This is a genomic window from Corynebacterium sp. HMSC068H04 (assembly GCF_001811255.1).
GTDB lineage: Bacteria > Actinomycetota > Actinomycetes > Mycobacteriales > Mycobacteriaceae > Corynebacterium > Corynebacterium hesseae.
The window spans coordinates 111,431-125,512 of the sequence record NZ_KV804021.1; the positions used below are offsets into that span (position 1 = coordinate 111,431).

The following is a 14,082-nucleotide window of genomic DNA, read 5'->3' on the forward strand; positions in this document are numbered from 1 at the left end:
GAAGAGATTGACCCGGGAACGGAGTAATTCTGGTAGCTAGGTATAGGGCGGTGACTTAGAATTACTGGAATCAAGCTGTATTCGATATGACACCACGTCCCTGGTGATGTGAAAACTTGTCCCTGGAGAACTCTATGGTGACCACTACTCCCCCGACTTCTGGGCGCAACGGTGTGCCAGGTGGGCCTGCACGCAGCAACTTCAGCTTTGTGCGTTACGTCTGGCCCACGGCGTATGAGGAATGCCTGAAGGTAGAGCGGTTCGTCGATGCGGACCCCGTGATTTCCTGTTTCTATGCGCGCAAGGTGCTGGAGCGAGTGGTCAGCCACATCTGGGTGCTCCGAAATTTGGGTGACACTCAGTACCGCAGCTTGGCGGAGATGACCCGAGACCGCGCCTTCACTGACTGCGTGGATAACCAGACCATGTTGCGCAAGATGACTCTCTTGCGCAAGAGCGGCAACGACGCCGCACACGCCGACGACATGGAAGGCAAGCAAGCGCCGACCTCCCCGCAGAGGGCGCGGAAGGCGGCGGCGCACCTCTATGACCTCATGGCCTGGGCGGTGCGGTACCACTCGGCCAACCCTCAGGCCGCACCGGGTCCGCAGGCGGCTTTTGATACTAACCTGCTGGGCCAAGCCACAGCTGACTCTTCAGGCATTCACGTTGCTGGGCGCTCCCAAGCGCAGACCGCCGCGTACCTCAAGAAGCTAGCGCAGCAGGATGAGGAGCTAAAGAAGAACCGGCTGCTGCTCGATGAGGCCAAGGAAGCCGCGCGTGAAGCGGAGGAGAAGCGCCTTCGTGAGGCCGCCCAGTTCGAGCTCAAGCGGCGGAGCACGGAGATTAAGGCGAAGGCGGAGATCGCTGATGCCCAGGAGCAAGCCGAAGCGGAGCGCGAAGCTGCACGGCAGGTCGAAGAGGAGCTTGCAGCCAAGATTGAGGCCCTTCAGGAGCAGTTGGCTGAGCAGCAAGCAGCCGCGGCAGAGCGCGCTGGGGTGGCAGCACCGTCGGCTGCGCCTTTGGCGATCAGCGAGGCCGAGACCCGCCGACAGCTCATTGACCCGATGCTCGAAGCAGCAGGGTTTAGTGATGATTCAATCACCCGAGAGCTCGAGTTACACGGTATGCCCAATCCCTCCGGTGTTGGATTCGCAGATTATGTCTTGTGGGATGATGACCGCACACCGCTGGCCGTTATCGAAGCGAAGAAATCGATGGAGTCTATGAGCGTGGGCTCCCAACAGGTGAAGCTGTACGCGGACTGCATCGAGCGCGAATACGGCACACGGCCGGTCATGTTGTGTACCAACGGCTATCACATTGACCTGATCGATGATGCTGCTAACCTTCCCGGTTCCGGTGTGGGTTACCCAGCGCGTGAGGTCGAAGGTTTCCCCACCCCGCAGCAATTTCGCCGCATGATCGGGCGGCGCAGCACGCGCGTTCTGTTGAGTGAGACGGCGGTTGATACGGAGATTGCTGGCGGCGGCGCCCGCACGTACCAGCTCGAGGCCATCCGTGCGGTGACGGAGACGTTGGAGAGGCGGAGGCGTCGCCAAGCATTGCTGGTTATGGCGACGGGAACTGGTAAGACGCGTGTGGCCGTGGCCACCGCCAAGCTGTTGCGTCAGGCCGGCTGGGTGGGCAAGGTGCTGTTCCTGGCGGACCGCACTGCCTTGGTCAACCAGGCACACAAGGCCTTTGTGAGCATGTACGCGGAGTCCACGCCCGTGAACCTCATCAAGAATCCTGAGCAGGTAGGTGATGTGTACGTCACTACCTACAACACCATGATGAACCTGATTGGGGATGACGGAGACAAGCCGGCCAAGTTTGGGCCGTTCGACTTTGACCTCATCATCGTGGATGAGGCCCACCGCTCCGTTTACAACCGCTTCAAGCGTATCTTGGAGTACTTCGATGCTTACGTGGTGGGGCTGACGGCGACGCCGAAGAGCGAGATCGACCATGACACATATGCGCTCTTTGAGATGGAAGATAAAACCCCGTCCTTCGAGTACGGCCTCGATGAAGCCGTGGCAGACGGAAACCTCGTTCCCTTCAAGACGGCTCGTCAGGACTCACTCTTCCTGCGTCGTGGTATGTCCTATGACGAGCTCTCCCCCGAGGAACAGCTGGCGTGGGACACGTCCGATTGGGGTACCGACGAGGACGGTGGGCGCCTAGATCCGCCCGGGCAGATTTCCTCGGCGGAGATCAACCGCTACCTGTTCAACAAGGACACCATACGCAAGGTGCTGAAAACCGTGGTGGAGAACGGGATTCGCGTGGGCGGCGACCAATTGGGAAAGACCATCATCTTCGCCCGGACCCAACGCCACGCGGAGCTTATTAAGGAAGTCTTTGACGCGACGTTCCCGGAGTATTCGCGCACTGGTGCTTCCGTGATCACCACGCACACAAAGTATGCGCAGTCGGCCTTAGACGAGTTTGCAAATCCGGACGGGGACGTCAACATCGCGATTTCCGTGGACATGCTGGACACTGGCGTCGACGTACCCGAGGTGGTTAACCTCGTCTTCTTCAAACCCATCTACTCCCCCACCAAGTTCTGGCAGATGGTGGGCCGAGGGACGCGATTGCGCCCGGACCTCTTCGGACCAGGGATGGATAAGACCCACTTCCTCATCTTTGACTTCTGCGGCAACGTGGATGAGTTCTACAAGGGTGAAGCCCGTGATTCGGCCACGGGCCGCCCACGATCGCTGTCGGAAAAGCTTTTTGATGCCCGCGTGGGACTGCTCGCGCAGCTGGACAAGCACTCCGATGCCCCAGACCTGCGCGCCGAGCTTGCCGACTCCCTCCACGCCTCAACGGCGTCTGTGCCGCTAGGCCACATCATGGTCCGGCCCGGCGACAAAGAAACCCTGATGCGCTACCGCGAGCGCTCCGCCTGGGACGACGTGAATGAGGAAAAGGCTGAGCAGCTGCGCCGCCATCTCGCACACCTGCCGCTGAACACAATGAAAGAACCAGAGACAGCTAAGCGCTTTGATTTGGTGATTCTGAAGCTCCAAGTGGGGTTGCTCGACCACAGCCCCGAGTTTGCGGCACTGCGCCAACGCGTGGAGGGTATGGCGAATGATCTCATGGCCGTGAGCTCCACAATCCCCATGGTGGCCGAGCGGCGGTCCTTCCTCGAGCGCGCGCTGGATCCGGAGTGGTGGAAGAACGTTACGGTCGAGGACCTCGAGACCATCCGCATCGGCATGCGTTCGCTCATCCAGTTCGTGCCCAAGGGAAAGCGCAACGCCGTGACCCTCGACATCCAAGATGAGATGGGTGAACTCACGATCGATGATGAGATGCCTGGGCGGCTGCCCGGAACAGGCTCTTACCCCTCTCAGGCCGAACAACAGCTGCGTGATGTGCTGCAGGAACACGGCAACGACCTTGCGATGATCAAGTTGCGCAGTGCACGGGCGCTTAACGCAGAGGATGTTGCCGCGTTGGAAGCCATGGTGGCTCAGGCTGGCGGGGGAAGTGCTGGCTTCGAAGAAAGCATTGACAAGCTGCGGGAACGCATGGGTGGAGACAGTATTCCTGCCTTCATCCGCCGCTTGGTAGGTCTTGATGAGGCGGCAGTCCGGGAACAATTTGCAGACCTTCTCAGCAACACTTCGTTCAGCGCCGCCCAAATTCGTTTCGTCAAGATACTGGTGGACGTGCTGGTTCACAACGGTGGCGTGGCCTACGAGGAAATTTTCCAGCCGCCCTTTGATGAAGAGGGCTCTGTCGTCGATATCTTCCACAACAAGACCGACGTCATCGTGGATTTGCGCAAGCGCCTTGAACGGATTGAAGCAACGGCACAGGCCAACTAAGCGCCGCCGCTTTACGGAAAAGGACGCGGTCTAGCTGGGTCTAACTGGGGTGATGTCCGTGCGGTGACTACACTGTCAAAGCATGACTAACCCGAGCGATAACACCACCCACCGCTACACGCCGGAGCTCGCCGCGCAGATTGAAAAGGCCTGGCAGCAGTACTGGAAGGACAACGGCACGTTCAACGCGCCGAACCCAGTCGGTCCGCTCGCGGAGGAGGGCAAGGAGCTTCCCGCGGAGAAGCTGAACATCCAGGACATGTTCCCCTACCCTTCGGGCGCAGGCCTGCATGTGGGCCACCCGCTGGGCTATATCGCTACGGATACCTATGCGCGTTATCAACGCATGCTGGGCAAGAACGTCCTGCACACGTTGGGCTATGACGCCTTCGGCCTGCCGGCGGAGCAGTACGCCATCCAGACGGGTACGCACCCGCGCACCACGACGGAGGCGAATATCAAGAATATGCGCCGCCAGCTGGGCATTCTGGGCTTGGGCCACGATCCGCGCCGCTCCGTGGAGTCCACCGACCCTTCCTTCTTCAAGTGGACGCAGTGGATCTTCCTGCAGATTTATAACTCCTGGTTTGATGAGGAGCAGCAGAAGGCGCGCCCGATCTCTGAGCTCATCAAGGAGCTTGAGGTGGGCAAGCGCACCACCAAGGACGGCCGCTACTACGCGGATCTCAGCAAGGAAGAGCAGCGCCACGCGCTCGACGAATTCCGTCTAGTGTACCTATCCAACTCCACCGTGAACTGGTGCCCGGGCCTGGGCACGGTGCTGGCTAATGAGGAGGTCACCGCGGAGGGCAAGTCCGAGCGCGGTAACTTCCCGGTCTTCCGCAAGAACCTGCGCCAGTGGATGATGCGCATTACCGCCTACTCCGATCGCCTGCTCGATGACCTGGAGCTTCTGGATTGGCCGGAGAAGGTCAAGTCCATGCAGCGCAACTGGATTGGCCGCTCCCGCGGCGCGGAGGTCACCTTCCACGCTGAGGGCTACAACATCGACGTCTTCACCACCCGCCCGGATACCCTCTTCGGCGCGGAGTATGTGGTGCTGGCCCCGGAGCACGAGCTTGTCGACGCCCTCCTCTCCCCCATCCCCTACGAGGATGACGTCGACGAGCGCTGGACCTTTGGCCACGATGATCCGAAGGAGGCCGTGGAGGCCTACCGCGCTTCCATCGCCGCGAAGTCCGACCTGGAGCGCCAGGAGAACAAGGAAAAGACCGGTGTCTTCCTGGGCACTTATGCCACTAACCCGGTCAACGGCAAGAAGGTCCCGATCTTCATCGCGGACTACGTCCTGACCGGCTACGGCACCGGCGCCATCATGGCGGTCCCGGCGCACGATACCCGTGACTACGAGTTCGCCACCGTCTTTGGCCTGCCCATTACGGAGGTCGTCGCTGGCGGCGACATCACCAAGGAGGCGTATACCGAGTCCGGCAAGGCCGTAAACTCCGCTAACGATTCCCTGGACATCAACGGCATGTCCAAGGATGAGGCCATCGCCGCCGTCATCCCGTGGCTGGAGGAACAAGGAGTAGGCCGCGAGAAGATCCAGTACAAGCTGCGTGACTGGCTGTTTGCCCGCCAGCGCTACTGGGGCGAGCCCTTCCCCATCGTCTACGACGAGGCCGGCCAGGCCTACCCGCTGCCGGAGTCGATGCTGCCCATCGAGCTGCCTGAGGTGGAAGACTACAAGCCGGTGTCATTCGACCCAGATGATGCCGATTCCTCCCCGCAGCCGCCGCTGGCCAAGGCCCGCGAGTGGGTTGAGGTGGAGCTCGACCTAGGCGATGGCCCGAAGACCTACTACCGCGACACCAACGTCATGCCGCAGTGGGCAGGTTCTTCCTGGTACCAGCTGCGCTACATCGATCCGACGAATGATGAGATCTTCTGCGACCTCGAGAACGAGCGTTATTGGACGGGCCCTCGTCCAGAGGAGCACGGCCCGAACGATCCGGGTGGCGTTGACCTCTACGTCGGCGGTGTGGAGCACGCCGTGCTGCACCTGCTCTACGCCCGCTTCTGGCATAAGGTTCTCTTCGATCTGGGCTACGTGACCTCGAAGGAGCCTTACCGTCGCCTGTACAACCAGGGCTACATCCAGGCTTATGCCTACACCGATTCCCGCGGTGTTTACGTGCCTGCCGCTGAGGTAGTAGAACGCGATGGCGCGTTCTACTACGGGGATGAAAAGGTCAACCAGGAGTACGGCAAGATGGGCAAGTCCCTGAAGAACTCCGTGGCCCCGGATGAGATTTGCCGCGACTATGGTGCCGATACCCTGCGTGTCTACGAGATGTCGATGGGCCCGCTGGATACCTCCCGCCCGTGGGCAACCAAGGACGTCGTCGGTGCGCAGCGCTTTTTGCAGCGCCTGTGGCGCCTAGCCGTCGACGAGAACTCTGGCGAGCTGTGCACGACGGACGCAGAGCTCTCCGAGGATGACCTGAAGCACCTCAACCGCACCATCGCCGGTGTGCGTGATGACTACGAGAACCTTCGCCTGAACACCGTGGTGGCCAAGCTCATCGAGTACGTGAACTACCTGACCAAGGCCTACCCGAAGGGCGCTCCGCGCGCCGCTGTGGAGCCCTTGGCCCAGCTGGTATCCCCTGTTGCCCCGCACATTGCGGAGGAGCTGTGGAAGCGCTTCGGTCACGAGGAGACCATTACTTACGAGTCTTTCCCGGAGTTCGATGAGAAGTACCTCGTCGACGATGAGATTGAGGTTCCGGTTCAGATCAACGGCAAGGTCAAGGCCCGCGTCATGGTGCCCGCCGATGCCGACCAAGCCACCGTCGTGGGCGTGGCAAAGAGCGATGAGCGCATCGCCGAGCTGACCGCCGGTAAGAACGTGGTCAAGGAGATCTACGTCCCGGGCCGTATGGTCAACCTGGTGGTGAAGTAAAACCAACGCGGCCCCGATCTCGGGGCTGGGGCTGGGCCAGAGCTAATCCAGCTCTTGGTTCAGCTCTTCGCGCACCTTGGTGATGATCGCGCCGAGGAAGCCCTCGCACCCATCGGTGATCATGGGAAACGTGGAATCATCCTCAAGGACGCCCAGCGTGAAGAGCAGGTCGCGGGTGATGGCGTGCGTGTAGTCGTATTCCGGGTTGAACTCCCACTCGCCGCGGAATAAATGGACTAGTTCGAAGGACAGTTGAGGAATGCCCTCCGGTTCGGCGTAGGCATAAGGAATGTTGTTCAGGACGACCTGCGTTGCCCAGAGCGGATCGCTCATGGCCTTGCGGCCATACTTGGTGAGCTTGATATCCGTCGTCGTGGTCTTGATCCAATCCAAGTCCGTCAAGAAACCCCGCAGGTTCAGCAACGGCTGGTGGTAGTCCTCGCGCTTGACCTCATCAAAATCATTGGGGCTATTCAGTCCCTCCTTGAGGCGCGCGACGGCCGCCTGCTTGAGGTAGCCGGCCCCGGTCAGGCGTGGAAATTCCTCGATGACCTCGAGGTATTCGCGTATGCGCTGGCCTACGTGGAGGGCGGTGGCGTCGTCAAGCGCCGGCAGCTCATAGTCGGGACGCAGCTCCGGGTAGGCCTCGTGGATGTCCGCGCGCCATTGTTTCAGCAGCTCCGGGGACGGCACGGGGATGTCCTCGAAGGGTGTGGAGCGGAAGGGATCGAGCGGGAGATCCCCAGGCAGCGCGGGCTTGGTGCCGCCCTCGAGGTTGGCGGCCTCCGTGCCCATGGTGGCCAGGCGCTGTGCCACTGCTGGCGGGAAGAACGTGGTGAGGCGCTGGTGGATTTGGTCCAGTGTGTAGTTGGGGAAGAGCGCGAAGATGCGCTCCATGCTCTCCGTGGGCACGGCCATGTAGGCCATGGTGGCCTGGACGTCGAGGACCACCTTGAACATCGCCTCGGCGCTGCCCAGCTCACTCATCAGATCGGGGCCCTCACCCGCGATAAGCGCGGGAAGGCCCATGACGACGCGCGAGCTATCGGCCACGCTGATGCTGATATTCCAGGCGCCGTCCGAGGGGTGGTAGTGCGCTACCTCCCGGAAAGTCTCGAAAAAGTCTTGGTCAATGATGCTGAGGACGTCGATTGGCGTGCCTTCCTCACCCACGAGGATTCCCGGATGCGAGGGCTCGAGGCCCAGTGCGGCGTGGACGATGATCATCATCTCGCCCACGGTGAGTTCCGCGGGGGCGGCGACGAAGCGGGACGTGGTGAAGAAGGGATTCTCCACGTCGATGCGGACGTTCCTAGCGAGGTTCATAGTGACCGACAGTATTAGAAAACCGTGCTAGCCGCGCGCCAACGCTTCGCCCACACGCTTGCCAGAGTGGATGCATCCGCCGAGGAAGGTGCCCTCCAGCGCATTCTTGCCGTGCATGCCGCCACCGCCGAAACCGGAGGCCTCACCGCAGGCGTAAAGGCCGGGGAGTACCGTGCCATCGGGATTGAGGCACTGGCCATCGAGGTTGGTCTCCAGGCCACCGAGCGTCTTGCGGGTCAGGAACTTCAGGCGCACTGCGATGAGTGGGCCCTTGGATTCATCGAGGATGCGGTGCGGGGGAGCCACGCGGATGAGTTTGTCGCCTAAGAAGCCGCGGGCGACGCGCAGGTAGTTGACTTGGGCATCCTTGCTGAAAGGGTTGTTCAGCTGAGAATCGCGGTCTTCCAGGACTTTTCGAAGTTGGGCCACATCAATGGTGGGGGAGCCCTCCGGAGAGATTTCGTTCATTCCGGCGACGAGATCCTCCAGGTTGTCTTCCACGACCCAGTCGATACCGTTGTCCATGAAGGCCTTGACGGCCACGTGAGTGCCGGGGCCCAGCTTGCCGGCGAGCTTCTTGAATTCCTTATCTGTCAGATCCGGGTTCTGCTCCGAGCCGGAGAAGATGAACTCCTTGTCCACGATGGCCTTGTTGAGCACGAACCAGGAGTAACCGTGCCCGGTCTGGCCAATGTAGGCGAGCGCGGCCAGGTTGTCGGTGCCGGGGAAGAGGTTGGTGGGCAGGCGGTTGCCTTCGGCGTCGAGCCACAGCGCCGAGGGCCCAGGGATGATGCGGATGCCGTGGCCGGGCCAGATGGAGTTCCAGTTGGTCATGCCCTCGGTGTAGGCCCACATGCGGTCGGTGTTGACCACGGAGGCACCGGCCTGTTGGGCGATGTCGATGCCGCGGCCGTCGACATGCGCGGGAACACCCGTGACCAGTTCCTTCGGGCATTCGCCCCAACGCTCAGTGGGCCACATCTTGCGCACCTTCTCCAGGTTGCCGCCGATGCCGCCGGTGGCGATGACCACGGCGGAGCCGCGGAGCTCAAAGTGCTTGACGACGTCCCTCGGGCTCGCCTCACCACGCGCCTGGCTGGTGGGGGAGAGGACGCTGCCGCGCACGCCGACGACGCGGGGGCTACCAGTGTCGTCGTTGTCGACGACGAGCTCGTCCACCCGGTGGCGGAAGTGGAATTCGACTTGGCCCTTCTCTTCTGCCTTAAGGAGTGGTTCGCGGAAAACGCGCACGACCTCTGGGCCCGTGCCCCAGGTGAGGTGGAAGCGCGGCACGGAGTTGCCGTGGCCGGAGGCATCCCCGGAACCGCGCTCGGCCCAGCCGATGGTGGGGAGGACGTTGAGGCCCAATGACTTGAGGTAGCCGCGCTTTTCATTGGCGGCGAAGCGCACGTATTCGCGGCCCCATTTCTCACCCCAATAGTCGTGACGGTCCTCCTCGGTCACTGGGTCATAATCGGCTGAGTTGGTCCAGTCCCGCCACGCCAACTCTTCGGAGTCCTTGACCCGCATCATGGATTGTTCGGGAGAATTGACATAGAACAGCCCGCCGAGTGACCAAAAAGCCTGCCCGCCGAGGTTATTGCGGTTTTCTTGTTCAAGGAAGATGACGTGCTTGCCACCTTTGAGGGCCTCGTAGCCGGCGACCATGCCGGCGAGGCCGGTGCCCACGATGATGACGGAGGTTTCGTTCATGGAAAGAAACTTTACGCGATGAAAGAACAGTTAGGGGGAGTATTCAGGAAGATGTACAGAAACAATGGAGTTTCGGCATTTGTTAGTTGGGGGTAAATGGGGGCGTAAAGAGGACGTAAAGATTCGAGGCTGAAGGTGTAAAGATGCCGCAAAGAAAAGGTAAGTACAGCGGGGTGTGCTCCTAACGTCACTAGATGTCAGATGCCGATTAGGAGGCACTGATGCTCGGTGACAACCTTCACTGAGCACGGACTAGTGCAGAACATTGCACGCGCACAAGGGGGTCTCTCCCACATGTTGGACATTCTGGTCATAGTGATCGTGGTCCTTGCGTTCAGCGGTCCTTCCTCCATCAACGAGTTTATGGACGGAGACGCGTAGAACATGAACACCATCACAGCAGTCATCGGGCTCATCATTGTTGTCGCGCTCGTGGCTTATCTCATCATTTCCCTTATTGACCCGGAGCGTTTCGCATGATCGCTAGCATTGCGGCGGTGGCGCCGCAGTATCTTGCCCTCCTTGCACTTCTAGCAGCGGCCTACGTGCCGCTGGGCAATTGGATGGCCCGCACATATACCTCTGAAAAAGACTGGGCCGTGGAGCGCCTTGTGTACAGAATTTTGCGTATTGACCCTAACCGGGGCCATAACGCTAAGAACTACGCTCGCGCTCTGCTGGGCTTCAGCCTGGCTTCAGTCCTCGTCCTTTACGCAGTGCAGCGGCTCCAAGCGGTGTTGCCAAGTTTTGGAAACCCCCGCGAGGAAGCCGTGGAGCCGTGGATGGCCTTCAACACCGCGGCTTCCTTTACCTCCAACACCAACTGGCAGTCCTATTCCGGTGAAGACACTCTGACGAACGCTTCGCAGATGCTGGGCCTGACCGTGCAAAACTTCGCCTCAGCCGCAGTGGGCATGTGTGTTGCTGTCGCCTTGATCCGCGGCATCGGTCACTTGGGGTACAGCCGCGATACGTTGGCAACCGAGAATGGTCAGCACCTCATCGGCAACTTCTGGGTGGACCTCACCCGCGGCCTCGTCCGCATCCTGCTTCCCCTGTCGCTATTCATCTCCACCGTGCTCGTCCTCGGCGGAACCATGCAAACCTTTGGCTCGAACCTGGTTACGGAGTCCGGTGTAGATATTTCCCGTGCTCCCGTGGCCAGCCAGGAAGCCATTAAGCTCCTGGGTACCAACGGCGGTGGCATCTTCGGTGCCAACTCTGCGCACCCGTTTGAGAACCCGACCGGCTTTACCAACTTGGTGGAGATCTTCTCCCTGCTTGTCATCTCTTTCTGCATGATTCGCACGTATGGTGTGATGCTCAAGTCGCAGAAGCACGCGTGGACGCTGCTCAGCGTGGCTGGTGGTTTGTGGACCGTGATGGTTGTTCTGGTGACTTGGGCACAGCACACCCTTGTCGGCGGCGCGTCTCAGTTGGCAGGCACCAACATGGAAGGTATCGAACAGCGGCTAGGCATTGATGCCTCAGCACTGTTCGCCGTGTCTACCACGGGTACCTCGACGGGTGCGGTGGATTCGATGCACGATAGCTATTCGCCACTGGGCGGTGGTCTGCTCATCCTCAACATGCTGCTGGGTGAAATCGCGCCGGGTGGTGTGGGTACTGGCCTCTATGGCCTGTTGGTTGTGGCCATCCTCGCGGTGTTCATCGGTGGCCTCCTAGTGGGCCGCACACCGGAATTTATGGGCAACAAGATTGGCCGCAAGGAAATTTCAGCGGTTAGCTTGTACATCCTCACCATGCCGGTTCTGGTCCTCGTGGGCGTCGGCGCTTCCGTGGCGCAGCGCAAACTCGTGGAAGCTTCAGCGACCAACTTCGGTGCGCCGGGCACGGCTGATAATGCCCACAGCCTGTCGGAAGTTCTCTACGCCTTTACCTCGGCGGCGAATAACAACGGTTCTGCTTTTGCCGGACTGACGGTGACTGAGCCCTGGTGGCAGATCACTTTGGGCTTGGCCATGCTGTTGGGCCGCTTCCTGCCCATCGTCTTCGCCCTTTACCTAGCCGGAAGCCTGGCAGGACAGAAGCGCCAGGCCACCACCGCAGGCAGCTTACCCACCTCCGGCATTACCTTCTCGCTGTTGACTATCGGAGTAATCCTGCTGGTTGCAGCGCTCACTTTCTTCCCTGTCCTCACCCTGGGTCCCATTTCGGAGGCACTATCATGACAACCCAAACCATCACCGCTGAGCCGGATAAGACTCCTCACCGCAACGCTCCGGAGAAGAGCAGTGGCCTCGCGGCTGCGGCGCTGAAAACGCTGCCGAGCAAAATGTCCCCGCTCGCCCAAGCACGCAACCCCGTGATGTTCGTGGTGTGGGTAGGCGCGGCACTGACCACTGTGTGGTCCATCCTCAACCCCAGCTTTTACGGATGGGTCGTGACGGTATGGTTGTGGTTCACCATTGCCTTTGCCGCCTTTGCCGAGGCATATGCCGAAGGCCGTGGCAAGGCCCAAGCAGACAGTCTGCGCTCTGTGCGCGATGATGCAACTGCCAATCTCATTACTGACTCTGGCATTGAAGTGGTCCCCGCGTCCGAGCTGACCAAGGGTGCCATCGTGCGTGTAGAAGCAGGGGAGACCATCCCGGGTGACGGTGACGTCATCGAAGGTGCTGCCACCGTGGATGAATCGGCTATTACTGGTGAGTCGGCTCCTGTGGTCCGCGAAGCTGGCGGTGACCGCTGTGCCGTGACCGGCGGCACCGTGGTGCTCTCTGATTCCATCAAGGTCAAAATCACCTCCGAACCGGGCTCCACCTTCGTTGACACCATGATCGCCTTGGTGGAGGGCGCGGAACGCCGCAAGACTCCGAACGAGATTGCGCTGAGCATCCTGCTCTCCACGCTGACCATCCTCTTCCTCGTCGCCGTCACTGCGCTTGCCCCGATGGGTCTATTCACCGGCGCGGAGCTTTCGCCACTATCCCTTATCGCTCTGTTGGTCTGCCTAATCCCTACCACCATTGCCGCCCTACTTTCGGCAGTTGGTATCGCCGGTATGAACCGCCTCGTTCGTCACAACGTTCTGGCCACCTCCGGCCGTGCGGTGGAGGCGGCTGGTGACGTCGCCACGCTCCTCATGGACAAGACGGGCACCATCACTTACGGAAACCGCCAGGCCACCGGCCTGATTGTGGCTTCGGGCGTTGATGAGCGCGAGGCTGCAGCGATTGCTCGCATTTCCTCCCTAGCGGATGAAACCCCAGAAGGCCGTTCCATTGTGGCCTGGCTGACTGAAAACTACTCTCTGTCCAGCGAAGGAGATGCAGAAGCGCGGAGTGCGGAGGTCGTTCCATTCAGCGCGTCGACGAGGATGTCCGGCCTTGACCTGGCTCACCGCAAGCTGCGCAAGGGCGCTGGCGATGCCGTACGCAAGTGGGTTACTGAAGCAGGTGGCACCTGGCCGCAAGAGATCGAGGATTCCGTAACCCGAATTGCACAAGACGGTGGCACCCCGCTGCCCGTCGCTGTGGAAGAATCCGATGGCAGCCGCACGGTTATTGCGGTGGTGCAACTGAGTGACGTCGTCAAACCTGGCATGGCCGAGCGCTTCGCTGAACTGCGTCAGATGGGTATCAAGACCATCATGGTGACCGGTGACAACCCGCTGACCGCAGCTGCCATTGCCAAGGAAGCCGGCGTCGATGATTACATCGCCGAAGCTACTCCGGAGGACAAGCTCGCCCGCATCCGTGAGGAGCAAGCACAAGGCCGCATGGTGGCCATGACCGGTGACGGTACTAACGACGCCCCAGCGCTGGCCCAGGCGGACGTGGGCGTGGCCATGAACACTGGTACCTCCGCGGCGAAGGAAGCTGCCAACATGGTGGACTTGGATTCTGACCCGACAAAGCTCATCGATGTCGTTCGAATTGGCAAGCAGCTGCTTATCACCCGCGGCGCGTTGACTACCTTCTCCTTGGCCAATGACCTGGCGAAGTACTTTGCCATCCTGCCGGCGCTCTTCTCCACGCAGTTGCCGCACTTGGAGCGCCTCAACGTCATGCACCTGCATTCCCCTGAGTCCGCCATTGTTTCCGCAGTTGTCTTCAACGCGCTCATCATCGTCGCGCTCATCCCCTTGGCGCTCAAGGGTGTGTCCTACAAGCCGGCCTCTGCGTCCTCACTGTTGCGTCGAAACCTCGGCATCTGGGGTCTCGGCGGTGTTATTACCCCCTTCATCGGCATCTGGGTTATCGACCATGTCGTCTCCCTCCTTCCAGGCCTATAAAGAAAACCTGC

8 protein-coding genes are annotated in these 14,082 nt (G+C 60.6%); 6 read left to right on the plus strand and 2 right to left on the minus strand.

Features of this window, described 5'->3' with window-relative positions; genetic code table 11:
• The first annotated feature begins 209 nt into the window (after positions 1-209).
• Positions 210-3,848, plus strand: coding sequence for a type I restriction endonuclease subunit R (locus tag HMPREF2792_RS11330; protein WP_083306437.1), 3,639 nt, complete (start codon positions 210-212; stop codon positions 3,846-3,848).
• Between the two features lie 82 nt (positions 3,849-3,930).
• On the plus strand, positions 3,931-6,774 hold the full coding sequence (gene leuS / locus HMPREF2792_RS11335) for a leucine--tRNA ligase (protein WP_070533689.1): 2,844 nt from the start codon (positions 3,931-3,933) through the stop codon (positions 6,772-6,774).
• A gap of 42 nt (positions 6,775-6,816) precedes the next feature.
• Here the strand turns inward: leuS and HMPREF2792_RS11340 are convergent, their stop codons facing one another.
• Entirely contained in the window at positions 6,817-8,100 is a 1,284-nt protein-coding gene (locus HMPREF2792_RS11340; protein WP_070533691.1) for a hypothetical protein, read from the minus strand.
• A 27-nt stretch (positions 8,101-8,127) separates the two neighbouring features.
• On the minus strand, positions 8,128-9,813 hold the full coding sequence (locus HMPREF2792_RS11345) for an FAD-binding dehydrogenase (RefSeq protein ID WP_070533693.1): 1,686 nt from the start codon (positions 9,811-9,813) through the stop codon (positions 8,128-8,130).
• Positions 9,814-10,041: 228 nt separating this feature from the next.
• Here HMPREF2792_RS11345 and HMPREF2792_RS13075 point away from each other — a divergent pair, with 228 nt between their 5' ends.
• Genes HMPREF2792_RS13075 through kdpB form a run of 4 tightly spaced genes read left to right on the plus strand, consistent with a single transcriptional unit; the run spans position 10,042 to position 14,071 of the window.
• Positions 10,042-10,194 (plus strand): hypothetical protein, encoded by a 153-nt coding sequence (locus HMPREF2792_RS13075; RefSeq protein ID WP_158011604.1) that lies wholly within the window; start codon positions 10,042-10,044, stop codon positions 10,192-10,194.
• Between the two features lie 3 nt (positions 10,195-10,197).
• The gene (kdpF, locus tag HMPREF2792_RS11350) at positions 10,198-10,293 is read left to right on the plus strand and encodes a K(+)-transporting ATPase subunit F (protein ID WP_039672809.1); all 96 of its coding nucleotides are present in this window, start codon (positions 10,198-10,200) and stop codon (positions 10,291-10,293) included.
• Entirely contained in the window at positions 10,293-12,005 is a 1,713-nt protein-coding gene (gene kdpA / locus HMPREF2792_RS11355; RefSeq protein WP_369822001.1) for a potassium-transporting ATPase subunit KdpA, read from the plus strand. Before kdpF ends, kdpA begins: the two co-directional genes overlap by 1 nt.
• Positions 12,002-14,071, plus strand: a complete 2,070-nt coding sequence (gene kdpB / locus HMPREF2792_RS11360) for a potassium-transporting ATPase subunit KdpB (protein WP_070533697.1) — start codon at positions 12,002-12,004, stop codon at positions 14,069-14,071. The genes kdpA and kdpB overlap by 4 nt, the downstream gene beginning before the upstream one ends.
• Positions 14,072-14,082: the final 11 nt, after the last annotated feature.